The sequence below is a fragment of the Stenotrophomonas sp. YJH_SMC_37 genome, assembly GCF_059370035.1.
In genome coordinates, this window is the sequence record NZ_JCAFTG010000004.1 from 67461 (window position 1) to 89961 (window position 22501).

Genomic DNA, 22501 nt, shown 5'->3' on the forward strand with positions numbered 1-22501 from the left:
GCAGCACGATGGCAAGGGGTCAGATCCCGCTGTGGGTGGGTGCCGACCGTTGGTCGGCACTGATCGAATCCCGACCAGCGGTCGGGATCCACCGGGGCAGGACTACAGCCCCTGCATCAATGCCATCTGCGCGGAATGCGGCGCTTCGTCGTGCGCCGGCGCGCGCTTGTGGTAGATGCCGTCGGCATCCAGTTCCCAGGCGTTGAGATTGTCGTCCAGGTAGTTCTGCAGCACTTCGCGATAGACCCGCTTGGCCAGCTCCGGGTCGAGGATCGGGAAGCAGGTCTCGACCCGGCGCAGCAGGTTGCGCTCCAGCCAGTCGGCGCTGGCGCAGTACATTTCCGGAGCGCCGTCGTTGCCGAACCAGTAGACGCGGCTGTGTTCCAGGAAGCGGCCGACGATCGAGCGCACGCGGATGTTGTCCGAGATGCCCGGCACACCCGGGCGCAGGGTGCAGGCGCCGCGGATGATCAGGTCGATCTGCACGCCGGCCTGCGAGGCCGCGTACAGGGCGCGCACCACCTGCGGTTCGTTCAACGCGTTCATCTTGGCGATGATCCGCGCCGGGCGGCCGGCGGCGGCGATGCGCGTCTCGCGCTCGATGCGGCCGAGGATGCCGGTATGCAGAGTGAAGGGCGACTGCAGCAGGCGCTTGAGCTTCATCTTCGAGGCGAGGCCGGACAGCTGCTGGAACAGCAGGTGCACGTCGTTGCCGATGTCCGGGTCAGCCGTGATCAGGCTGATGTCGGTGTACGCGCGGGCGGTTCCGCTGTGGTAGTTGCCGGTGCCCAGGTGTACATAGCGGCGCAGTTTGCGGCCTTCGCGGCGCACGATCAGCAGCATCTTGGCGTGGGTCTTGTAGCCGACCACGCCGTACACCACCTGCACGCCGGCCTCCTGCAGGCGATCGGCCAGGCCCAGGTTGGCTTCCTCGTCGAAGCGCGCGCGCAGTTCAACCACCACGGTCACGTCCTTGCCGTTGCGCGCGGCCTGGATCAGTGCATCGACGATCAGCGAATCCTTGCCGGTGCGGTACAGGGTCTGCTTGATCGCCAGCACGTTCGGATCGATCGCCGCCTGCCGGATCAGGTCCAGCACCGCGGTGAAGGCATCGAACGGATGGTGCAGCAGCAGGTCCTGGCGTGTCACTGTCTCGAAGATGCCGTCGCTGTCGCGCAGGGTGCGCGGGGTCATCGGCGGGTACTTCAGGTCCGGCTGCGCGATCAGGTCGTACAGTTGGATGATGCGGTTGAGGTTGACCGGGCCATCAATGCGGTAGACCGCGTTCTCGGTCAGGCCGAAATTCTGCAGCAGGGTGCGCACGATCTCACGCGGCATGTCGTGGGCGATCTCCAGGCGCACCGCCGGCCGGTAGCCGCGGTCCACCAGCTCGTCGCGCAGCGCCAGCGCCAGGTTTTCCACTTCCTCCTCATCCACCACCAGCTCGGAGTTGCGGGTAACGCGGAACTGGTAGGCGCCCTGGACTTCCATGCCCGGGAACAGCTCATCGACGAAGGTGGACAGCACCGACGACAGGAACACGAAATTCTGTGATCCGCCCAGCTTTTCCGGCAGCTGGATGATGCGCGGCAGTGAGCGCGGCGCACGCACGATGGCCAGGTGGCCGGCGCGGCCGAACGCGTCGGTGCCTTTGAGCACCACCACGATATTCAGCGACTTGTTGAGGATCTTCGGGAACGGATGCACCGGGTCCAGGCCCAGCGGCGACAGCACCGGCATGATCTCGTTGCGGAAATAGGCGCGCAGCCAGCGCCTCTGTCGATCGGTCCAGGAATGGCGGCCGAGCACGCCGATGCCGGCGTCCATCAGCGCCGGGCGGAGCGTCTCGTTCCAGCAGCGGTACTGCTGGTCCACCAGTTCGGCGGCGCGGTCATGAATGGCGCTGAGGATGGCCTGCGGGCTCATCCCGTCCGGTGCCGGCGGCAGGCCGAATTCCTGCGCGTGGCGCACGGCGGCGGCGCGGATCTCGAAGAACTCGTCGAGGTTGGTGCAGGAGATGCACATGAAGCGCAGGCGCTCCAGCAGCGGCACCTGCGGGTCCATCGCCTGGGCCAGCACGCGGAAGTTGAAATCCAGCTGCGACAGCTCACGGTTGATGTACAGCGCCGGGTCGCGCAACGGATCGTTGTCCGGGCTCACGGGGAGGGGGAGGGATCCGAGGCTGCTCATGGCGTCATTCTTCGATGGAGGTCAGGGGGGCGGACTCGCGCGGGCGCACGTGGTCGGCATCGAAATGGCAGGAGAACACCGAGCCCTTGCCGACTTCGCTTTCGATCTCCAGCCGTGCGTGGTGCAGGCCGAGGATGTGCTTGACGATCGACAGGCCCAGTCCGGTACCGCCACTCTCGCGTGAGCGGCTGCTGGAAACCCGGTAGAAGCGTTCGGTCAGGCGCGGCAGGTGCGTGGCGGGAATGCCGTAGCCGGAATCGCGCACGGCCAGCACGGCGCCGTCGCCCTCGCGGCGGAACTCCACCGCGATGCGGCCACCGGCCGGGGTGTAGCGCACCGCGTTGGTGACCAGGTTGGAGAAGGCGCTGTGAAGCTCCTTGGTCGAGCCCTGCAGGTCGACGCCGGCCAGATCGTCGATGCTGATCTGGTGGCGGCCCTGGCTATGCGCTTCGGCCTCGCGGCGCAGGGTTGCCAGCATCGGCTGCATGGCCACGGTCTCTTCCTCGCTGTGTTCCTGCGATTCCAGGCGCGACAGCGTCAGCAGGTCTTCCACCAGCTGGGCCATGCGCTGGCTCTGCTTGCGCATTTCCTCCAGCATCGGTCCGGTTCCCGGGAAATCCTCCGGGTCCATCATGTCCAGGTAGCCGTGGACCACGGTGAGCGGCGTGCGCAGTTCGTGTGAAACATTGGCCACGAAGTCGCGGCGCACCTGTTCCAGGCGAAGCAGCTTGCTGACGTCACGCGCGATCAGCAGCCAGTAATCCGACGAATAGGGAATCAGGCGCAGATTCAGGCGGATCGCCGGGTCGACCGGCGAGGGCACGTCCAGGATCGGCTCGGCGTTGCGGCCACCGGCCAGCCAGTGCGCCAGCGGCATTGGCTGCAGGCGTTCGACCAGGGCCTCGCCAAGGTCGCCGGGATGGTGCAGGCCGAGCAGGGCAGTAGCCGCTTCGTTGAACCACTGCACGCGCTGGCTGTTGCGGTCCAGCACCACCACCGCATCGGGAAGCGCGGCGGCAGCGGCGCGGTAGCTGCGCAGCATGTCCAGCAGGCGGCGCTTGCGTACGCGCATTTCCACCTGGTTGCGGTACAGCAGGCGGTCCAGCTCGTTCCAGACGCCGCTGCCTTCCTCGGCGGTGTCCCAGCGCTGGCGCGCGGTCAGCCGCCGCAGCACGCTGCGCAGCCGCCAGTAGTGCCAGGCCAGGGTGGCCAGCGCGCCCAGTGCGATGCACAGCCACAGATGCCCCGAGAGCCACCCCACCAGTCCGGCGAACAGCAGCACCGCGGCAACGGTGGCCAGGGTCTTCAACCAGGCAGAGCGGATGTGGCGGGGCATTGCGATCTCGTCGTTGAGGTGCGGCGGTTCAATGGGGTGAACCGAGGGTTATAGCAGAGTTGCCGGCGCCGGCACCCGCAGGTGCTTGGCCCCGGCACGACGAGACTCAGGTGGCAGTGGAGAAACGGTAGCCGGCGCCGCGCACGGTCTGCACCATGTTCTCGGCGTTGAACGGTTCCAGCGTCTTGCGCAGGCGGCGGATGTGCACGTCGATGGTGCGCTCCTCCACGTACACGCTGCCGCCCCACACATGGTCCAGCAGCTGGGCGCGGGTATAGACGCGCTCCGGGTGGGTCATGAAGAAGTGCAGCAGGCGGTATTCGGTCGGGCCGATCGGCACCGGCTGGTCATTGGCGAATACGCGATGCGCCGCGCCATCGATGCGGATCGGGCCGACCGCCACGCTGCCGTCCTCGTCGTCCTCGCGGGCGCGGCGCATCACCGCGCGGATGCGGGCCAGCAGTTCGCGCGCCGAGAACGGCTTGACCACATAGTCGTCGACGCCGGCTTCAAGGCCGCCAACGCGGTCGTTCTCTTCACCGCGCGCGGTCAGCATGATGATCGGCACTTCGCGGGTCAGCGTTTCCTTGCGCCAGCGACGGGCCAGGTCCAGGCCACTCGTACCGGGCAGCATCCAGTCCAGCAGGATCAGGTCGGGGACGCGGTCGGCGATCGCAGTCTGGGCCTCCCGGGCATCGCCGGCGTGGACCGGTTCGTAATCGCCCTTGCGAAGGGCGAAGGCGACCATTTCACGGATCGCGGGCTCGTCATCGACGATCAGGATGCGTTTCTGCACGAGGACACCGTAGGGCTCGGTTACTGGAGTGGTGCCAGTAGACTACGGTTTGATGACATGTTTGTGACTACCCGGCCTGGAACCGGCTGGGACTGCCATCGGCCGGTCATGCAGCGCTCAGCGCCGGTCCAGGTCCGGGTCCTGCACACCCTGGCGGCGCAGCTCCAGCACGGTCGGGGTGATCGATTCGATGCGCGCGTCAACCCGCGCACGGCCGATGTAATCCAGTGCCGGGTTGCGCTTGAGCGCCTGCAACTGCAGCAGCGCCTGCTCCGGCCGTCCGCTGAGGAAGGCCGCCTCGGCATAGGCCTCGCTGGCACGCACGCTGTCGCCGGCCAGCTCGCTGGCGCGGGCATATCGCTGCTGGAAGACCGGATCGTTACCGCTTTGCGACAGCAGGGGCCGCAGCATGGCCTGCGCGCGCTGGCCGGCCTCGCGGGTACCCTGTTCGTTCAGGATCTCGGCATAGGTCAGTGCCACCGGGCGGCTGTTGGGGTGCTGGCGCAGCAACTGCTCGAAGCGGCTGTTGGCCTGGGCGGCCTGGCCGGCCCGTGACTCCGCTTCCCCCAGCGCCAGCGCCAGCCACAGGTTGTCCGGCCGGGCCTGCAGCAGGCCGGCCAGGGTCTGCCGGGCCTGGGTGGCGCCGGCGCGACCGCCGCGCATCACAGCCAGCGCCTGGCCATAGCGCTGGGCATCGTTGAGGCCGTCCTCCTGGCGCTTGGCCAGGTCGGCATACTCGCGTTCCAGCTCGGGCGCGGAGTCCGCGCTGAGCACGCGCAGGCGCTCGCGCGCCCAGTCGAAGTCGCCACTGGCGCCGCGGCTGAGCTGGCCCATCGGGATGCGCAGCACGTTGCTGGGCAGCAGCGGGTTGTTTCCGCGCAGCAGGGGCTCGGCCAGGCTGGGGTCGGCCGGGTCCACGCGCTCCCTGCGCTCGCCGCCGGGGGTGGTGGTGGTCAGCAGCACCGTGTCCTTCTTCATCTGCTCGGCGCGGGCCTTGGCCTCGCTGATGCGGGTGATGTTGACCGGGTGGGTGCGCAGGAACTCGGGCACGCTGTAGCCGCCTTCGTTGCCGCGCATCGCCGATGCCATCCGTTCGAAGAAGCCGGCCATGGCATCCACGTCGTAGCCGCTGCGCGACAGCGTGCGGATGCCGAGGCGGTCGGCCTCGGACTCGTTGGAACGGGTGTAGTTGATCTGCCGCTGCTGCATCAGGCCCATGCCGGAACTGATCGCGGCCATGGTCGCGTTGCCGGAGGACGTGCTGTTGCTGGCCTGCGCGGCCACCACCGCCGCCAGCATGCCCAGCAGGATCGGGATCTGGTCGCGCTGGGCGCGCTCTACCCCGCGCAGCACGTGCTGCTGGGTAACGTGGGCGATTTCGTGGGACAGCACCGCGGCCACCTCGTCCTCGCGCTCGGCGGTCAGCACCAGGCCGGCATTGACCCCGATGTAGCCGCCGAGGGTGGCGAAGGCGTTGATCTGCCGGTCGTTCATCACGAAGAAGGTATAGGGCTGCCGTGGCTGGTCACTGTTGGAGCCGAGCCGGGTACCCATGGTCTGCAGCCAGTCGTTCACCAGCGGGTCGTCCAGCAGGTAGCCATAGTTGCGCAGCTCGCGCAGCATCATCGCGCCGTACTCGGCCTGGCGGGCCGGGGTCAGCAGCTCACCGGCCGAGGAGCCGATGTCGGGCAGCTTCTCCTGGGCCTGGGCCTGGGCCAGCGGCACGGCCAGGGCCAGGGTGACGGCGGTAGTCAGCAGCAGGGCTCGCAAGCAGGGGGTCCTCGGGCGGGGCGCGCCAAGCGTGGCAGGGCAGGGGGCAACCATTCGTTAATCCACAGTGTTGCGGCCGTGGCGTGGAAATTCCAGCGCACCGGTACCATATGTAAACCGTCGATCCATCGTGGAGTTTCCCGTGACAGCCCAGACCGCCGGCGGTGCCCCCGCCATCACCATCTATTCCACCGCCGTCTGCCCGTACTGCGTGGCCGCCAAGAACTTCCTGAAGAGCAAGGGCCAGCAGTGGACCGAGGTCCGCATCGACCTGGACCCGGCCGAGCGGGAGAAGATGGTGGCCAAGACCCGCCGTACCAGCGTGCCGCAGATCTTCGTCGGCGACGTCCATGTCGGCGGCTACGACGACATGATGGCCCTGCACCGTGAAGGCAAGCTCGAGCCGCTGCTGGCCGGGCAGGGTCAGGCATGAGCGCGGCCGACGACGGCAGCAAGGACCGCATCGCCGAGTTCACCGACTTCCGCAAGCGCATGAACGAACGCATCCTGGGCGAACCGAACCAGGTGGTGCGGCGCTTCTTCGCGCTGGACACGCAGACCTACCAGGCCGGCGCGCTGGACGTGAAGACCAAGGAACTGCTGGGCCTGGTGGCTTCGATGGTGCTGCGCTGCGACGACTGCATCAGCTATCACGTGGCCCAGTGCAAGGACGCCGGGGTGACCCGCGAAGAGTTCTTCGAGACCTTCTCGGTCGGCCTGGTGGTCGGCGGTTCCATCGTGATCCCGCACCTGCGCCGCGCGGTCGACTTCCTCGACCAGCTCGAAGGCGGCGCCGCCGCGCCAGCCGCGCACGAGCACTGAGGGGCGTGCTGGCCGCGGGCCGGCATCGCCTGAATCCGGCATGGCCGGGGTTACCGGCCAGCGGCCGGCACTACCGGACCTGCAAGGGGGCCTTCCCCGCAATCCAACAGCCCAGGAGCCCCCTTGTTGTTCAAGGGGGCGCGCCGACAGGCGCAGGGTTAAGGCGGGATGCGCGGGCAATTCTGCCTGAGCCGGGGACTGGGACCATGGTCTATTTGGGACCTCGGCCCCGGCTCAGGCATAATTGCCGGTGAAACTTCCTTTGCGCCGGCGTTTCCGGGCACGTCCGGACGGCGTTTTTCCCCCTGTTCGGAACATCGATCAATGACGCAGAAAATTACGGTCATCCGCGGCGACGGCATTGGCCCGGAAATCATGGACGCCACCCTGTTCGTGCTCGACCAGCTCAAGACTGGCCTGGAGTACGAAGACGCCGACGCCGGCCTGGTGGCCCTGGAAAAGCACGGCGACCTGATGCCGGCGGTGACCCTGGAATCGATCGCGCGCAACAAGGTCGCGCTGAAGAGCCCGCTGACCACCCCGGTCGGTGGTGGCTTCACCTCGATCAACGTCAGCCTGCGCCGCCATTTCGATCTGTACGCCAACGTGCGTCCGGCCCACACCTTCCCGAACACCAAGTCGCGTTTCGACAACGTCGACCTGATCACCGTTCGTGAGAACACCGAAGGTGCCTACCTGGCCGAAGGCCAGGAAGTGTCTGCCGACGGCGAGACCGCGTTCTCCGGCACCCGCATCACCCGCAAGGGCTCCGAGCGCATCGTGCGCTACGCCTTCGAGCTGGCCAAGAGCACCGGCCGCAAGAAGGTCACCGCCGTGCACAAGGCCAACATCATCAAGTCGACCTCGGGCCTGTTCCTGAACGTCGCCCGTGAAGTGGCCGCGCAGTACCCGGACATCGAATTCCAGGAAATGATCGTCGACAACTGCTGCATGCAGCTGGTGATGCGTCCGGAACAGTTCGACGTGATCGTCACCACCAACCTGTTCGGCGACATCATCTCCGACCTGTGCGCCGGCCTGGTCGGCGGCCTGGGCCTGGCCCCGGGTGCCAACATCGGCAAGGACGCGGCGATCTTCGAAGCCGTGCACGGCACCGCGCCGGACATCGCCGGCCAGGGCAAGGCCAATCCGTGCGCGCTGCTGCTGGCAGCCGCGCAGATGCTGGACCACATTGGCCAGCCGGAAAACGCCGAACGCCTGCGCAAGGCCATCGTGGCGACCATGGAAGCCAAGGATTCGCTGACCGGCGACCTGGGCGGCACCGGCACCACCATGAGCTTCGCCAAGGCCATCGCCAGCCGCCTGTAAGCGGCCGGTCGGCCTCGGTTGGATCCCAGCGGGGCGCCTTCGGGCGCCCCGTTGCGTTTTCCGGTAGATCCACGCCATGCGTGGATGACGGAATGATCGGTTGTGCGGTTTTCGCACAGGTCATGTGCCCCCGCACGGCTGGTTCGTGCGCCAATCGCTCCGCATCCTGTGCCCCACACCCACCACACAGGAACCCTCCCATGAACCTCACCGCCTTCGGCCTGGCCAGCCTGATCGGCATGGCCGCCACCACTCCGGTCGTCGCCGCCGAGCCGGCCCATCCCACCATCCGCCATATTGCGGGCGCGCCGGTCGCGGCCTCGCTGGATGCGGCGAAGACCGCGGTGTTGGTGATCGACTTCCAGAACGAGTACTTCGACGCCAGCGCCGCGCCGGGCTTCGCCGGTGGCCGCATGGTCATTCCCGATGGCGTGGCCGCACTGCGCCAGGCCAGGCGGGTGGTCGCGTTCGCCGATGCCCACGGCATCCGCGTGATCCACGTGCAGCATGTGTTGCCGGCCGGCGCACCGCTGTTCGCGCTGGGCAGCGTCAATGCCGACTTCCATCGCGACCTGCAGCCGCGCAAGGGCGAGACCGTGGTGCAGAAGGACAACGTCAGCGTGTTCGCTGGCAGCTCGGCCGCGGTGCTCGACACGGTGCTTAAGCATGCCGGTATCGACACCCTTATCGTCACCGGCCTGCAGACCCATGCCTGCGTCGCCGGTGCTGCGCGCGACGCAGCGGCCGCACCACGTGGCTACCGGGTGATCGTCTCGTCCGACGCCAGCGCCAGCCGCGACCTGGACCTGGCCGGTGGCCAGCGCATCGGCCATCGCGCGCTGCATGACGCCTCGCTGGCGCAGATCGAAGACGCGTTCGGGGATGTCATGAGTACCGACGCGATCCTGGCGTTGCCGGTGCGCAAGGCTGGCGACGGCGCTTGATAAGCTGGCGGGGCCCGCATGCCGTGGGCACCGCAACGTGGAGCCACTAGCCGATGGATCACTTCGCCGCCCTGCGTGCGCTGCGCGCCATCGTTGACGCGGGCAGTTTCACCGCGGCCGCTGAACGCCTGGGAACCACCCACTCGGCGATGTCACGGCAGTTGCGCCAGCTGGAAGAACATCTGCAGGTTCGCTTGCTCGATCGCAACAGCCGCCGGCTGTCATTGACCGAGGCCGGGCGCGACTACTATCGCGAGGCGGCAACGCTGCTGGACCGCCTGCAGGAGGCGGACGATCGTGCCCGCGCCGGGCAGGCGCAACCCCGTGGCAGGGTGCGGATCAGCGTGCCGCAGGTGGTGGCCAGCCAGGAGCTGCCGCATTGGTTGCCGTCCTTCCTGCAGCGCTACCCGCAGGTCGCGCTGGATCTGTCGGCCGATGATCAGCTCGTCGATGTCGTCGGTGGTGGCTTCGATCTGGCGCTGCGTATTGCAGCCTCGCTACCGGACAGCCAGCTGGTCGCGCGCGAGCTGGCCAGCTGCCCGCGCATCCTGGTCGCCGCACCGGCCTACCTGGCGCGTCATGGCCTGCCGCGTCAGCCGTCGGACCTTGCGCAGCACGCGCTGCTGGGGTTCAGTCCTGCAGCGGCGACGTCGCCCTGGCAGCTGCAGGGGCCGCGCGGCGCCAGCGCGAGCATCGAGGCCGGGCAACGCCTGCGGGTGGATGCAACGCCGGCGCTGTATGCCGCCGCGCTGGCGGGCATGGGCATCAGCCTGTTCACCGCACTGACCGTGCAGGAAGACCTGCGCGCCGGTCGTTTGATCCGTGTGCTGCCCGCCTGGCACGCCGGGCAGCGGCGCTACTTCGCGCTGTATCCGCATGCGCGGGCGCTGGCGCCGAAAGTGCGCGCGCTGGTCGAGCACCTTGCGGCGCACTACGCTGCACAGGTGGGCGCGACTGGCTAGCCGGGAAATGCAGCGATGCGTAACAAAGAGAAAAGGGCGCCCAGAAGGCGCCCTTTGTCGTTTATGGCTCTATCCGGTTCAGCGCTGCTGGATCTTCGACAGCAGGCGCAGGAACTCCACATATAGCCAGACCAGGGTCACCATCAGGCCGAATGCGCCATACCACTCCATGTACTTCGGCGCGCGCTGGGCGACACCGGTCTCGATGAAGTCGAAGTCCAGCACCAGATTCAGCGCGGCCACGACCACCACGAACAGGCTGAAGGCGATGCCCAGCCAGCCGGAGTCATGGATCACCGGCACGTTGATGTTGAAGAAGCCCAGCACGAACGAGGCCAGGTAGAGCAGGGCGATGCCGCCAGTGGCCGCGATCACGCCCAGCTTGAAGTTCTCGGTGGCCTTGATCAGGCCGCTGCGGTACGCGAACAGCAGCGCGAACAGGGTGCCGAAGGTCAGCAGCACGGCCTGGAACACGATGCCGGGGAACTTGGCGTTGAACACGGCCGAGATGGCGCCGAGGAACAGGCCTTCCACCAGCGCGTACATCGGCGCGGTGACCGGCGACCATTCCTTCTTGAAGACGGTGATCAGCGCCAGCACGAGGCCGCCGATGGCGCCGCCCATGGCATACAGCTTGGCTCCGGCCATGACCTGGCCGTAGTCATCGATGGTCTGGTTCCAGGCGAAAGCGGCCGTCAGCACGGTCAACAGCAACAGGAAGCCGGTCTTGTTGACGGTGCCGTTGAGGGTCATTGCCTGGTCGGGGCTGGTCACCACCGAGCCGCTGGCGAGGTCGAGGAAGGTCGACTCGGAAAGAGCCGGATTGCCGCTGCGCATGCGTGTTCTCCGTGCGAATGAAAGGTCGGGACGGCCGTCCGGCCGATGTCTGCGAGCATAGCCGATGACCACGCATGGCGCCGTGGCGGTTTCATGGCTGGTCTCGCCTGCGTTGACAGCTCACGATGTGCTTGGCCACAATGAACGACTCCCCGGGCCTGGCCCGAGGGGATTGCAAGACCGGGGTATAGCGCAGTCTGGTAGCGCGCCTGCTTTGGGAGCAGGATGTCGGGGGTTCGAATCCCTCTACCCCGACCAATCCCACGTCACGTCGGATTGGACACCGTTCCGGTTCGGGCGCCCGTAGCTCAACTGGATAGAGCACCGGCCTTCTAAGCCGGCGGTTACAGGTTCGATTCCTGTCGGGCGCGCCATCGGCGAGTAACGGGATCGCATCGGCCGATGTGAAGAAGTGCTTGCAAAAGCTTAAAGACTCCACCAGAATATCGGACTCGCTTCGGCGGACCGGAACTTCGGTGACAGTCTCCAGGCAAAGGTTTCAGTTCCGTCGCCAGCCGCATCGGCAGGAACAAGCGTTTCAGTGGTGGCTGTAGCTCAGTTGGTTAGAGTACCGGATTGTGATTCCGGTGGTCGGGGGTTCGAATCCCCTCAGCCACCCCACTGTTTCAACCGTGCCGGCGCAGCCGAAACGGTATTGCAATAAGAAGAATGCACGCTACAATGTGCGTCTGAGTTTCACGGGCCGTTAGCTCAGTTGGTAGAGCAGTTGACTCTTAATCAATAGGTCCAAGGTTCGAATCCTTGACGGCCCACCAAGACAGAAGCCACCTGGTACGCCAGGTGGCTTTTTTCTTATAAGTGTGACTCCTTCATTTGGATGGATCACGCGTTGCAGGCCCCGCTCGGCGCGGATCTGCAACGGCAGCGGGATCGCAGTGCTGGTTTCAACGGCGTTGAAAAAAGTGCTTGCACCCACCGAGCGGATCGGGTCATAATTCGCGCCCCGATTTCGGGCTGTTAGCTCAGTTGGTAGAGCAGTTGACTCTTAATCAATAGGTCCAAGGTTCGAATCCTTGACAGCCCACCAGACGAAAGCCACTTGGTTCGCCAAGTGGCTTTTTTCTTGTCTGCGCGCCGGGTTGAGCGTGCGGATGCCTGCACGCCCGGTCGCACGTCATCCATGAATGGCGTGGATCTACTGAAGCGATGCTGAAATCAGGGGCATACGCGTCATCAGTGTTTTCAATGCTGTGCGCTGCTTCTCACCGCGTCGCGTCCTGTATCGCACCCAATGGATCTTCCGCGCCAGTGGCGCATGCACGAAGGAAGATGTTGATGGCTGATATCAATCGATTGCACCGCACGCTGTGGGTTCCCTTTGCGTTGCTGGCACTGGCGGCCTGCACGCCGGCCAACGATCCCGCGCAGACCGTCGAACGCGATGCTGGCACCGAGAGCGCTCCGGCGCGCCCGGTGGGTGAGGCCATGCAGATGCAGCCGGCTCAGCCCGCGGAAGGGGAGGCCCTGCCCGACGCGGTGGACGTGCAGCGCAATGCGGATGGTTCGGTGGACGTGCGCAAGGCCACGCCGGAGTCGGCGGCACTGCGGCGCACCGAAGACGGGGGCGTGGAGATCCGCAAGGTGGATCCTCCGGCCGAGTCGGGGTCCGATACGGCGCCGGCCAAGGCCAGGCCGCAGCAGTGAACCCTGCCACCCCGGATCAGCTTGCGCTCCCCGGGGTGGTCCAACGCGCGCGCCGCGCGATCGCCATGTTCAGTTTTGTGCAGGCCTTCCGATTCCTGCCATCGCCTGCGACAATGAACGCCTGAGCCGGCCACGCGAAAGTGGCGGAATTGGTAGACGCCCTGGATTTAGGTTCCAGTGCCGCAAGGCGTGGGGGTTCGAGTCCCCCCTTTCGCACCAGTGCCGGCCTGTCCCCGCCCTGATCGGGCCATCTGCGCCCCTTGACCGGCACGCGCTGGCAGTGCAGGCCGAATTGGGCGAAACTAAAGGGCTGCGGCAAGCAGGCGCGTCCCAGACGTCGCGTCCTTACAACCGTTTCATCCCAATCATCGAGCCGGGGGCGTGGGCCACCGGTGGCAGGAGTCAACATGCAAGCTTCGATCGAATCCACCGGCAACCTGGAACGCCGCCTGAGCTTCTCGCTGCCGGAAGAGCGTCTGCAGAGCCACATCGCCGGCCGCTTGGGCGAAATCGCCCGTACCACCCGCATCAAGGGGTTCCGTCCGGGCAAGGTGCCGGCCAAGGTGATCGAGCAGCGCTTCGGCGCGCAGGTCCGTGGCGAGGCGCTGGACGGCCTGCTGCGCGAAACCTTCGACGCGGCCGTGCGCGAGCACGACCTGCGCGTCGTCGGCAGCCCGCGCATCGACAAGGGCGACGAGGGTGAATTCTCCTTCGTGGCCACCGTGGAAGTGGTGCCGGACTTCGGCGACATCGACGTCAGCAAGCTGACCGTCGTGCGTCACACCGCCGAGATCACCGAAGCCGACATCGACCAGATGATCGAGAACCTGCAGAACCAGCGTCGTACCTGGGCTCCGGTCAGCCGTGGTGCACAGGAAGGCGACCTGGTCGCGGTGGAAACCTGGTCGCAGGCCGGCGAAGAGCGCCTGCCGGCCGAGGGCACCGAGAAGGGCTCGATCGTTCTCGGCCAGGGCATGATGTTCGACACCATCGAAAAGGGCCTGGTCGGCCTGGCCAAGGGCGAAGAGAAGACCCTGGACGTCGAGTTCCCGGCTGATTGGCGCGTGCCGGTGCTGGCCGGCAAGACCGTGCAGGTCACCGTCAAGGTTGCCGAAGTGTCCGAGCCGGTCGTGCCGGCGGTCGACGAAGCCTTCATCAAGAGCTTCGGCGTGAAGGGTGGCGACGTCGCGCAGTTCCGCAGCGACATCCGCGCCAACCTGGAGCGTGAGCTGAAGGGCGCGCTGATGAACCGCCTGCGCCGTGAAGTCGGCGAGCAGCTGATCGCGGCCTACTCGTCGGTCGAAATGCCGCCGCGCCTGGTCGAGAACGAAGCCCGCGCCATGCTGGCCCAGCAGGTCGAGCAGCTGCGCCGCAACGGCCAGAACGTCGGCGAGATCCCGGCCGATGCCCACGAAGGCTTCAAGGACGCTGCCGCCAAGCGCGTGCTGGTCGGCCTGCTGGTCGGTGAAGTGGCCCGCATCAACGACCTGCGCCTGGAAGCCAAGCGCCTGAACGAAACGATGCGTCTGATCGCTTCGACCTACGAAGAGCCGGAGCAGGTCATTGAGATGTACCGCAACGACCCCCAGCTGATGTCTGGCCTGCAGAACCGTGTGATGGAAGAGCAGGTGATCGACTGGATCGCCGAGCGTGCCCAGCACACCGAAGAGAAGCTCTCGTTCCAGGACGCGATCCGCCAGTAAGCCGGCGGATCACCGGATGCCCCGCGCCTTTGCCGGCGCGGGGTTGTTGCCCCCCAAGATAGGTACCTCACGTAATGGACAACCGAACCAAAGCCCTGAACCTGGTTCCGATGGTGGTCGAGCAGACCAGCCGCGGCGAGCGTGCCTACGACATCTATTCGCGCCTGTTGAAGGAGCGTCTGATCTTCCTCGTGGGCCCGATCGACGATCACATGGCCAACGTGGTGGTGGCGCAGTTGCTGTTCCTGGAATCGGAAAACCCGGAAAAGGACATCAACATCTACATCAACTCGCCGGGTGGCGTGGTCACCGCCGGCATGGCGATCTACGACACCATGCAGTACATCAAGCCGAATGTGAGCACCACCTGCATCGGCCAGGCCGCCTCCATGGGCGCCCTGCTGCTGGCCGCGGGCGAAGCCGGCAAGCGCTACGCGCTGCCGAACTCGCGCGTGATGATCCACCAGCCGCTGGGTGGCTACCAGGGGCAGGCCACCGACATCGACATCCATGCGCGAGAGATCCTGACCCTGCGTTCGCGCCTGAACGAGATCTTGGCCAAGCACACCGGCCAGTCGCTGGAGACGATCGCCCGCGACACCGAGCGCGACAACTTCAAGAGCGCCTTCGAGGCGCAGGCCTACGGTCTGGTCGACCAGGTCCTGGAGCGTCGTCCGGATGAGTCGATCCAGGCCGGTTGACCGGCCTTCACGGGGCCATGGAGGCCCCGTTCCTGCAGGGTCGGGCGGGACTGGTGTCCCCTCGGCCCTGTGCTATTCTCGAATCGAACCCCCGTTCAGCGGGTGGGGTAACTGGGTAAGCGAAGCATGAGCGAAGACCGCCAAGGTCGTTCCACGGACACCGGCAAGATCCTCTACTGCTCTTTCTGCGGCAAGAGCCAGCATGAAGTGCGCAAGCTGATTGCGGGTCCGAGCGTATTCATCTGCGATGAGTGCGTGGAGCTGTGCAACGACATCATCCGTGAGGAGCTTGAGGAGAAGGCGCAGTCGGCACGCAGTTCGCTGCCCAAGCCGCGCGAGATCCTCGAGGTCCTCGACCAGTACGTGATCGGCCAGAACCGCGCCAAGCGCACCCTGGCCGTGGCCGTCTACAACCACTACAAGCGCATCGAGAGCCGGCAGAAGAACGACGACGTCGAACTGGCGAAGTCGAACATCCTGCTGGTCGGCCCGACCGGTTCGGGCAAGACGCTGCTGGCCGAAACCCTGGCCCGCCTGCTCAACGTGCCGTTCACCATGGCCGACGCCACCACGCTGACCGAAGCCGGTTACGTGGGCGAGGATGTGGAGAACATCATCCAGAAGCTGCTGCAGAAGTGCGACTACGATGTCGAGAAGGCGCAGCAGGGCATCGTCTACATCGATGAAATCGACAAGATCTCGCGCAAGAGCGAGAACCCGTCGATCACCCGCGATGTATCCGGCGAAGGCGTGCAGCAGGCCCTGCTGAAGCTGATCGAAGGCACCGTGGCCAGCGTCCCGCCGCAGGGCGGCCGCAAGCATCCGCAGCAGGAATTCCTGCAGGTGGACACCAAGAACATCCTGTTCATCTGCGGCGGCGCGTTCGCCGGGCTGGACAAGGTCATCCAGGCCCGTTCCACCGACATCGGCAGCATCGGCTTCGGTGCCAAGGTGAAGAGCAGCGAGCGCAAGCAGGAAGTGGGCAAGGTGCTGGCTGAGGTCGAGCCGGAAGACCTGATCAAGTTCGGCCTGATTCCCGAGTTCGTCGGCCGCCTGCCGGTGGTCGCGACCCTGGAGGAGCTGGACGAGCCGGCCCTGATCAAGATCCTGACCGAGCCGAAGAACGCCATCACCAAGCAGTTCAAGAAGCTGTTCGAGATGGAGAACGTGGAGCTGGAGTTCCGTCCGGACGCGTTGTCGGCCATCGCCAGGAAGGCGCTCAAGCGCAAGACCGGCGCCCGCGGCCTGCGCACGATCGTCGAATCGGTCCTGCTGGACACCATGTATGACCTGCCGTCGCAGGAGAACGTCAGCAAGGTGGTCGTGGACGAATCGGTGATCGAGCACAAGTCCGAGCCGTACCTGATCTACCAGACCCCGGCGGCCCCTGAACAGAAGGCCGCAGGCGCCGAGTGATCCTTCCAGGTTGTTGATTGGAAAGGATTTTAAAGGAATGCCTTGCATCTGAAAGCCGATGGCCCCATAACGGGGCCATCGGCTTTTTTTGTCTCCGGAAGATGCCCTCCCGGAGGCGGTTTTCCCCCTTCCCTGGAGCCCCCATGGCCCGTTCCCCAAGTGAAACCCTCGACCTGCCGGTCCTGCCGCTGCGCGACGTAGTGGTGTTCCCGCACATGGTCATCCCGCTGTTCGTCGGCCGTGACAAGTCCATGCACGCGCTCGAACAGGCAATGGAGGCGGACAAGCGCATCCTGCTGCTGGCGCAGAAGTCGGCCGAAACCGACGACCCGCATGCGGCCGACCTCTACCAAGTCGGCACGCTGGCGCAGGTGCTGCAACTGCTGAAGCTGCCCGACGGCACCATCAAGGTGCTGGTCGAAGGCCTGTCGCGCGTGCAGGTCACCCACGTCGACGAGCGCAACGGCTCGCTGCACGGCCAGGCGGTGGAGATCGAGGCCACTGACGAGCGCGAAGCGCGCGAGGTCGAGGCCATCGCCCGCTCGCTGATGTCGCTGTTCGAGCAGTACGTGAAGACCAACCGCAAGCTGCCGCCGGAGCTGCTGCAGACGCTGTCGGGCATCGATGAGCCGGCGCGCCTGGCCGACACCATCGCTGCGCACATCAGCGTGCGCCTGGCCGACAAGCAGCGCCTGCTGGAAACGCTGGCCGTCGGTGACCGCCTGGAGATGCTGGTCGGCCTGGTCGACGGCGAGATCGACGTGCAGCAGATGGAGAAGCGCATCCGCGGCCGCGTGAAGTCGCAGATGGAGAAGAGCCAGCGCGAGTACTACCTCAACGAACAGATGAAGGCCATCCAGAAGGAACTGGGTGACCTGGACGACGCGCCGGGCGAGCTGGAAGAACTGGCCCGCAAGATTGCCGAGGCCGGCATGCCGAAGGCGGTTGAAGCCAAGGCACGCAATGAACTGAACAAGCTCAAGCAGATGTCGCCGATGTCGGCTGAAGCCGCCGTCGTGCGCAACTACCTGGAGTGGCTGCTGGGCGTGCCGTGGAAGAAGCGCAGCAAGGTGCGCAAGGACCTGAAGGTGGCGCAGGACACCCTCGATGCCGATCACTACGGCCTGGAGAAGGTCAAGGAGCGCATCCTTGAATACCTGGCGGTGCAGTCGCGCGTGAAGCAGATGAAGGGCCCCATCCTGTGCCTGGTCGGGCCGCCGGGCGTGGGCAAGACCTCGCTGGGCCAGTCCATCGCCAAGGCCACCAACCGCAAGTTCGTGCGCATGTCGCTGGGCGGCGTGCGTGACGAGGCCGAGATCCGTGGCCACCGCCGTACCTACGTCGGTTCGATGCCTGGCCGCATCGTGCAGAACCTCAACAAGGTTGGCAGCAAGAACCCGCTGTTCGTGCTGGACGAGATCGACAAGATGTCGATGGACTTCCGTGGCGATCCGTCGTCGGCGCTGCTGGAGGTGCTCGACCCGGAGCAGAACAACGCGTTCAACGACCACTACCTGGAAGTGGACCTGGACCTGTCCGAAGTGATGTTCGTGGCCACCTCGAACTCGCTCAACATTCCCGGCCCGCTGCTGGACCGCATGGAAGTGATCCGCATCCCCGGCTACACCGAGGACGAGAAGCTCAACATCGCCACCCGTTACCTGGTGCCCAAGCAGGTCAAGGCCAACGGCCTGCAGCCGGAAGAACTGGAGATCGGCAGTGACGCCATCCAGGACATCGTGCGCTACTACACGCGCGAATCGGGCGTGCGCAACCTGGAACGCGAGATCGCCAAGATCTGCCGCAAGGTGGTGAAGGAGATCGCGCTGGCCGGCCCGCAGCCGGTGAAGGCGAAGAAGGGCGCGAAGAAGCCCAGGGCGCTGGTCAATGTGTCCAGCAAGAACCTGGACAAGTACCTGGGCGTGCGTCGCTTCGACTTCGGCCGTGCCGAGGAAGAGAACGAGATCGGCCTGGTCACCGGCCTGGCCTGGACCGAGGTCGGTGGCGATCTGCTGCAGATCGAATCGACACTGGTGCCGGGCAAGGGCCAGCTGATCCTGACCGGCCAGCTCGGCAACGTGATGAAGGAATCGGCGTCGGCCGCGCTGTCGGTGGTGCGTTCGCGCGCCGTGGGCTTCGGCATCGACAGCGACTTCCTGCAGAAGCACGACGTGCACCTGCACGTGCCCGATGGCGCTACGCCGAAGGACGGCCCGAGTGCCGGCGCGGCGATGGTCACCTCGCTGGTATCGATGCTGACCAAGGTGCCGGTGCGTGCCGACGTGGCGATGACCGGTGAGATCACCCTGCGTGGCCGTGTCACCGCCATCGGCGGCTTGAAGGAAAAGCTGCTGGCCGCATTGCGGGGCGGCATCCGCACGGTCATCATTCCGGAAGAGAACCGCAAGGACCTTGCAGACATTCCGGCAAACGTTACCCGCGATCTGCAGATCGTGCCGGTGAAGTACATCGAGGAAGTGCTGGACCTGGCGTTGGAGCGCCCGTTGGCACCGAAGAAGGCACGCAAGAGTGCGCAGCGTGTCACGGTGCGCAGCAAGGCCAAACCGAGTGGAAGTGCGCGCGTCAAGCATTGACGCGCACCGTCCAATGGCCCGAAACCCGCGTCGTTGCTGGCTTTCCAGCTTGCGTGGGGGTAGGGCCACTGGTATAAAAGCAGCACTCGCGAATGAGTGATCGCTGTCAGCGATGACTGAATCGGCGAACCGTTTCCACATGGCGGCCGCATGCAGAAGGCGTGCGGTTGCTTCCCTGTCGAATAAGCGGAACCCACCGCCAAAGGAGTTGTAGAGAATGAACAAGACCGAATTGATCGATGCCGTTGCTGAAGCTGCGGACCTGACCAAGGCCGAGTCCAGCCGCGCTGTCGATGCCGTCGTTGCTGCCATCACCAAGGCGCTGAAGGACGGCGATGCGGTCACCCTGGTTGGCTTCGGTACCTTCCAGGTCCGCGACCGTGCTGCCCGCACCGGCCGCAACCCGAAGACCGGCGACACCATCAAGATCGCTGCTTCGAAGAATCCGTCGTTCAAGGCTGGCAAGGCTCTGAAGGATGCTGTAAACTAAGCGGCTCGCTGGGGTGCTTAGCTCAGCGGTAGAGCGTCTCCTTTACACGGAGAGGGTCGGGGGTTCGAAACCCTCAGCACCCACCACAGCACCGCGGTAACGTTTGAGTGTGGAGCGGTAGTTCAGCTGGTTAGAATGCTGGCCTGTCACGCCGGAGGTCGCGGGTTCGAGTCCCGTCCGCTCCGCCATTCAACGAGGCCTCCGGCCAAAAGCTGGAGGCTTTGTTTTCTCCCAGGTCCAGGCCGATGGGAAAACAAAAAAGCAACAATGCGGAGCGGTAGTTCAGCTGGTTAGAATGCTGGCCTGTCACGCCGGAGGTCGCGGGTTCGAGTCCCGTCCGCTCCGCCACTACATCAAGGCCCCCGGCCTAAAGCTGGGGGCCTTGTCTTCTCCCCGGAAGGTTCGGGAAGAAGGCGAATAGGTTCTTGCAAGAACGGAGCGGTAGTTCAGCTGGTTAGAATGCTGGCCTGTCACGCCGGAGGTCGCGGGTTCGAGTCCCGTCCGCTCCGCCATTGCAGAGTCTTAAATCCCTGTGAAAAAACTTTGAAAAAAGTGTTCATCGGGCTGGGTTTCCAGGGAGTCTTCGGATATACTGGGCGCCTGCAAAGTTTCAGCGCGGAGCGGTAGTTCAGCTGGTTAGAATGCTGGCCTGTCACGCCGGAGGTCGCGGGTTCGAGTCCCGTCCGCTCCGCCAACTCTAAAAGCCCTCGGCGCAAGCCGAGGGTTTTTTCTTTAGCCCGTCGCAAAGTGATGCGCAGGCCGCGCCGCCGCTGCTTTTGGTCCCTGCGGCGAAGCGGGTTACACTGCCGGGCTCGCCAATCAGGCCTTGTGATTCCTCACCATGCTGCAGAAACTCCGCGACAAGACCTCAGGCTGGATCGTCACCGTGATCCTGGGGCTGCTGATGATTCCGTTCCTGTTCGTGATCGACAACAGTTACCTCGGTGGCGTTGGCGCTCAGAACGTGGCCAAGGTTTCCGCCCCGCCGACCTGGTGGCGTTCGGCACCGTCGTGGTGGCCGGTGCGCATGCTGTGGCAGCACCATGAGATCAGCGCGCAGGATTTCCGCACCCGTTTCGAGCAGGAGCGCATGCGTGAGCGCCAGCAGCAGGGCGAGAACTTCGACCCGCGCGCTTTCGAGAGCACCGAAAACAAGCTGGCCGTGCTCGACCAGCTGATCGATGAGCAGGTCGTGCGCCTGGTCGGTGAACAAGCCGGCGTTGTCATTGGCGATGGTGCGGTGCGCGAGTACATCGCCACCATCCCGGCCTTCCTCGATTCGAACGGCAAGTTCAACGAAAACAACTATCGCCTGGCCCTGGCCGGTGGCAATCCGCCGCGTACCCCGACCCAGTTCCAGGAACTGGTGCGCGAGAGCCTGCAGCAGTCGGTGATCCCGTCGGGCCTGCAGAATTCGGGCTTTGTCACCCAGGCCGAAACCGAGCGCCTGCTGAAGCTGCTGGGTGAAACCCGCGACGTCGAACTGGCCGCGTTGCCGGAAGTACCGGCTGACACCGCGCCGGTGACTGACGCGCAGATCAAGCAGTGGTACGACAGCCACGGCAAGGATTTCCGCCAGGCCGAGAGCGTCTCGCTGGAATACGTCGAGATCAACGGTGCGAACCTGCCGGCACCGACTCCGGCCGATGAAGCGACCCTGCGCAAGCGCTATGAAGAAGAAAAGGCGAAGTTCACCTCGCCGGAGCAGCGCCAGGCCTCGCACATCCTGATCACCGGTGACGGCGCCGAAGCCAAGGCGAACAAGATCGCTGCCGAAGCCAAGGCGGCCGGTGCCGACTTCGCTGCGCTGGCCAAGGCCAATTCGGAAGATCCGGGCTCCAAGGACCAGGGCGGTGACCTGGGCTGGGTCGAGCGCGGTGCGATGGTCAAGCCGTTCGAAGACGCACTGTTCGCTGCCAAGGCCGGTGACGTGATCGGCCCGGTCAAGACCGACTTCGGCTACCACATCATCAAGGTCGCCGCGGTGCGTGGCGGCGAAGGCAAGTCGTTCGAGGAAGTACGTGACACGCTGGCCGCCGAGCAGCTGAAGGCCGACGGCGAACGCGGCTTCAACGAGCTGGCCGGTCGTCTGGTGGATGCCATCAACAAGAGCCCGAGCGATCTGGCCGCTGCGGCCAAGGAAGTCAACCTGCCGCTGCAGACCCTGGGGCCGATCACCCGCGCAACCGCCAGTGGCATCGCCGCTGACCCGGCCGTGCTGCGTGCCGCCTTCTCTGAAGTGCTGGTGCAGGACGGCACTGCCAGCGACCCGATTGCGCTGGGCGGCGCGACCAACCACAGTGTGGTCATCCGTGTGGCCGCCCATACCCCGGAACAGGCCCTGCCGCTGGACAAGGCCCGCGAGCAGGTGATCGCCGCGATCCGCGCTGACCGCCAGCGCCAGGCCAGCGACAAGGCCGCCGACGCCGTGCTGGCCAAGCTGAAGGCGGGCGCCACCCTGCAGTCGCTGGCCGCAAGCGAGAAGCTGCAGCTGAGCCCGATGCCGGGCCTGCCGCGCAGCCAGCCGGTGCCGACCCCGGAAATCAACCGCGCCATCTTCAGCGCGCCTGTGCCGGCCGAAGGCAAGCCGAGCTACGGCAAGGTCGACGTCAACGGTCACGCGCTGCTGTTTGCAGTGAACAAGGTCAACCCGGGCGACATCAAGGAAGTGACCGCCGAGCAGCAGAAGCAGCTCAAGGAGCAGCTGAGCCAGATCGATGGCATGGCCGCAGCCAAGGCCTACGTGGATGCGATGCGCAAGAAGTTCATGATCCAGACCACCGAAGCGAACCTGTAAGCCTCGCGGCGAGCAGATCGAAGAAGGCCCGGCATTGCCGGGCCTTTTTTGTCTTCGCGTCGTTTGTGTCGCGCTTGCGCCTTGGCAGTGGTCGAGCTTGCTCGACCGCCTTTTGTAGAGTCGAGCCGTGCTCGACTGCATCTGCTGCG

17 protein-coding genes and 11 tRNA genes are annotated in these 22501 nt (G+C 65.5%); 23 read left to right on the top strand and 5 right to left on the bottom strand.

Annotated elements, in window-relative coordinates:
* Positions 1-102: 102 nt before the first annotated feature.
* The 4 genes from ppk1 to AC5P8J_RS07215 form a co-directional block, all read right to left on the bottom strand.
* Complete coding sequence (ppk1, locus tag AC5P8J_RS07200) at positions 103-2190, bottom strand: polyphosphate kinase 1 (RefSeq protein ID WP_019659538.1); 2088 nt, start codon at positions 2188-2190, stop codon at positions 103-105.
* Positions 2191-2194: 4 nt separating this feature from the next.
* On the bottom strand, positions 2195-3526 hold the full coding sequence (phoR, locus tag AC5P8J_RS07205; RefSeq protein ID WP_019659537.1) for a phosphate regulon sensor histidine kinase PhoR: 1332 nt from the start codon (positions 3524-3526) through the stop codon (positions 2195-2197).
* 106 nt (positions 3527-3632) lie between these two features.
* Entirely contained in the window at positions 3633-4322 is a 690-nt protein-coding gene (gene phoB / locus AC5P8J_RS07210) for a phosphate regulon transcriptional regulator PhoB (RefSeq protein ID WP_005408258.1), read from the bottom strand.
* A 117-nt stretch (positions 4323-4439) separates the two neighbouring features.
* Positions 4440-6092 carry a M48 family metalloprotease gene (locus tag AC5P8J_RS07215; RefSeq protein WP_495216737.1) on the bottom strand — a complete coding sequence of 551 codons (1653 nt, stop codon included), beginning with the start codon at positions 6090-6092 and terminating at the stop codon, positions 4440-4442.
* A gap of 142 nt (positions 6093-6234) precedes the next feature.
* Here AC5P8J_RS07215 and grxC point away from each other — a divergent pair, with 142 nt between their 5' ends.
* The 5 genes from grxC to AC5P8J_RS07240 all read left to right on the top strand — a co-directional run bounded on the left by grxC (position 6235) and on the right by AC5P8J_RS07240 (position 10149).
* On the top strand, positions 6235-6525 hold the full coding sequence (gene grxC, locus AC5P8J_RS07220; protein WP_019659535.1) for a glutaredoxin 3: 291 nt from the start codon (positions 6235-6237) through the stop codon (positions 6523-6525).
* A complete protein-coding gene (locus AC5P8J_RS07225) occupies positions 6522-6914 on the top strand; it encodes a carboxymuconolactone decarboxylase family protein (protein WP_005408260.1) in 393 nt (130 codons plus the stop codon). The genes grxC and AC5P8J_RS07225 overlap by 4 nt, the downstream gene beginning before the upstream one ends.
* Before the next feature lie 324 nt (positions 6915-7238).
* Positions 7239-8243, top strand: coding sequence for an isocitrate dehydrogenase (locus AC5P8J_RS07230; protein WP_012479261.1), 1005 nt, complete (start codon positions 7239-7241; stop codon positions 8241-8243).
* 200 nt (positions 8244-8443) lie between these two features.
* The gene (locus AC5P8J_RS07235; protein WP_308305501.1) at positions 8444-9187 is read left to right on the top strand and encodes a cysteine hydrolase family protein; all 744 of its coding nucleotides are present in this window, start codon (positions 8444-8446) and stop codon (positions 9185-9187) included.
* A gap of 53 nt (positions 9188-9240) precedes the next feature.
* On the top strand, positions 9241-10149 hold the full coding sequence (locus AC5P8J_RS07240; RefSeq protein WP_171952405.1) for a LysR substrate-binding domain-containing protein: 909 nt from the start codon (positions 9241-9243) through the stop codon (positions 10147-10149).
* Positions 10150-10227: 78 nt separating this feature from the next.
* Here the strand turns inward: AC5P8J_RS07240 and AC5P8J_RS07245 are convergent, their stop codons facing one another.
* The gene (locus AC5P8J_RS07245) at positions 10228-10986 is read right to left on the bottom strand and encodes a Bax inhibitor-1/YccA family protein (RefSeq protein WP_021202979.1); all 759 of its coding nucleotides are present in this window, start codon (positions 10984-10986) and stop codon (positions 10228-10230) included.
* Between the two features lie 181 nt (positions 10987-11167).
* Between AC5P8J_RS07245 and AC5P8J_RS07250 the strand changes: the two genes are divergently transcribed.
* From AC5P8J_RS07250 to AC5P8J_RS07335, 18 genes are all read left to right on the top strand, one after another.
* Positions 11168-11244: transfer RNA gene (locus AC5P8J_RS07250), tRNA-Pro, on the top strand.
* A gap of 39 nt (positions 11245-11283) precedes the next feature.
* A tRNA-Arg gene (locus AC5P8J_RS07255) sits at positions 11284-11360 on the top strand.
* Positions 11361-11530: 170 nt separating this feature from the next.
* Positions 11531-11607: transfer RNA gene (locus AC5P8J_RS07260), tRNA-His, on the top strand.
* Positions 11608-11686: 79 nt separating this feature from the next.
* Positions 11687-11762: transfer RNA gene (locus AC5P8J_RS07265), tRNA-Lys, on the top strand.
* 196 nt (positions 11763-11958) lie between these two features.
* Positions 11959-12034, top strand: a tRNA-Lys gene (locus tag AC5P8J_RS07270).
* A 248-nt stretch (positions 12035-12282) separates the two neighbouring features.
* Positions 12283-12651, top strand: a complete 369-nt coding sequence (locus AC5P8J_RS07275; protein ID WP_021202275.1) for a hypothetical protein — start codon at positions 12283-12285, stop codon at positions 12649-12651.
* A 134-nt stretch (positions 12652-12785) separates the two neighbouring features.
* A tRNA-Leu gene (locus tag AC5P8J_RS07280) sits at positions 12786-12870 on the top strand.
* Positions 12871-13058: 188 nt separating this feature from the next.
* Complete coding sequence (tig, locus tag AC5P8J_RS07285; protein WP_019659529.1) at positions 13059-14354, top strand: trigger factor; 1296 nt, start codon at positions 13059-13061, stop codon at positions 14352-14354.
* 74 nt (positions 14355-14428) lie between these two features.
* Complete coding sequence (clpP, locus tag AC5P8J_RS07290; RefSeq protein WP_019659528.1) at positions 14429-15055, top strand: ATP-dependent Clp endopeptidase proteolytic subunit ClpP; 627 nt, start codon at positions 14429-14431, stop codon at positions 15053-15055.
* 126 nt (positions 15056-15181) lie between these two features.
* Positions 15182-16471, top strand: a complete 1290-nt coding sequence (clpX, locus tag AC5P8J_RS07295; protein ID WP_049466059.1) for an ATP-dependent Clp protease ATP-binding subunit ClpX — start codon at positions 15182-15184, stop codon at positions 16469-16471.
* A 143-nt stretch (positions 16472-16614) separates the two neighbouring features.
* Complete coding sequence (gene lon, locus AC5P8J_RS07300; protein WP_164144120.1) at positions 16615-19065, top strand: endopeptidase La; 2451 nt, start codon at positions 16615-16617, stop codon at positions 19063-19065.
* A 217-nt stretch (positions 19066-19282) separates the two neighbouring features.
* Positions 19283-19555 (top strand): HU family DNA-binding protein, encoded by a 273-nt coding sequence (locus AC5P8J_RS07305; protein WP_005408270.1) that lies wholly within the window; start codon positions 19283-19285, stop codon positions 19553-19555.
* Between the two features lie 11 nt (positions 19556-19566).
* A tRNA-Val gene (locus AC5P8J_RS07310) sits at positions 19567-19641 on the top strand.
* Positions 19642-19666: 25 nt separating this feature from the next.
* Positions 19667-19743 (top strand) — tRNA-Asp (locus AC5P8J_RS07315).
* A gap of 83 nt (positions 19744-19826) precedes the next feature.
* Positions 19827-19903, top strand: a tRNA-Asp gene (locus AC5P8J_RS07320).
* Between the two features lie 87 nt (positions 19904-19990).
* Positions 19991-20067, top strand: a tRNA-Asp gene (locus AC5P8J_RS07325).
* A gap of 105 nt (positions 20068-20172) precedes the next feature.
* Positions 20173-20249: transfer RNA gene (locus AC5P8J_RS07330), tRNA-Asp, on the top strand.
* A gap of 147 nt (positions 20250-20396) precedes the next feature.
* On the top strand, positions 20397-22352 hold the full coding sequence (locus AC5P8J_RS07335) for a peptidyl-prolyl cis-trans isomerase (RefSeq protein ID WP_021204523.1): 1956 nt from the start codon (positions 20397-20399) through the stop codon (positions 22350-22352).
* Positions 22353-22501: the final 149 nt, after the last annotated feature.

Coding starts and splice junctions, on each gene's coding strand:
- ppk1 (WP_019659538.1), bottom strand. CDS start 2,190: ATGAGCAGCCTCGGATCCCTCCCCCTCCCCGTGAGCCCGGACAACGAT.
- phoR (WP_019659537.1), bottom strand. CDS start 3,526: ATGCCCCGCCACATCCGCTCTGCCTGGTTGAAGACCCTGGCCACCGTT.
- AC5P8J_RS07225 (WP_005408260.1), top strand. CDS start 6,522: ATGAGCGCGGCCGACGACGGCAGCAAGGACCGCATCGCCGAGTTCACC.
- AC5P8J_RS07230 (WP_012479261.1), top strand. CDS start 7,239: ATGACGCAGAAAATTACGGTCATCCGCGGCGACGGCATTGGCCCGGAA.
- AC5P8J_RS07235 (WP_308305501.1), top strand. CDS start 8,444: ATGAACCTCACCGCCTTCGGCCTGGCCAGCCTGATCGGCATGGCCGCC.
- AC5P8J_RS07240 (WP_171952405.1), top strand. CDS start 9,241: ATGGATCACTTCGCCGCCCTGCGTGCGCTGCGCGCCATCGTTGACGCG.
- AC5P8J_RS07245 (WP_021202979.1), bottom strand. CDS start 10,986: ATGCGCAGCGGCAATCCGGCTCTTTCCGAGTCGACCTTCCTCGACCTC.
- AC5P8J_RS07275 (WP_021202275.1), top strand. CDS start 12,283: ATGGCTGATATCAATCGATTGCACCGCACGCTGTGGGTTCCCTTTGCG.
- tig (WP_019659529.1), top strand. CDS start 13,059: ATGCAAGCTTCGATCGAATCCACCGGCAACCTGGAACGCCGCCTGAGC.
- clpP (WP_019659528.1), top strand. CDS start 14,429: ATGGACAACCGAACCAAAGCCCTGAACCTGGTTCCGATGGTGGTCGAG.
- clpX (WP_049466059.1), top strand. CDS start 15,182: ATGAGCGAAGACCGCCAAGGTCGTTCCACGGACACCGGCAAGATCCTC.
- lon (WP_164144120.1), top strand. CDS start 16,615: ATGGCCCGTTCCCCAAGTGAAACCCTCGACCTGCCGGTCCTGCCGCTG.
- AC5P8J_RS07305 (WP_005408270.1), top strand. CDS start 19,283: ATGAACAAGACCGAATTGATCGATGCCGTTGCTGAAGCTGCGGACCTG.
- AC5P8J_RS07335 (WP_021204523.1), top strand. CDS start 20,397: ATGCTGCAGAAACTCCGCGACAAGACCTCAGGCTGGATCGTCACCGTG.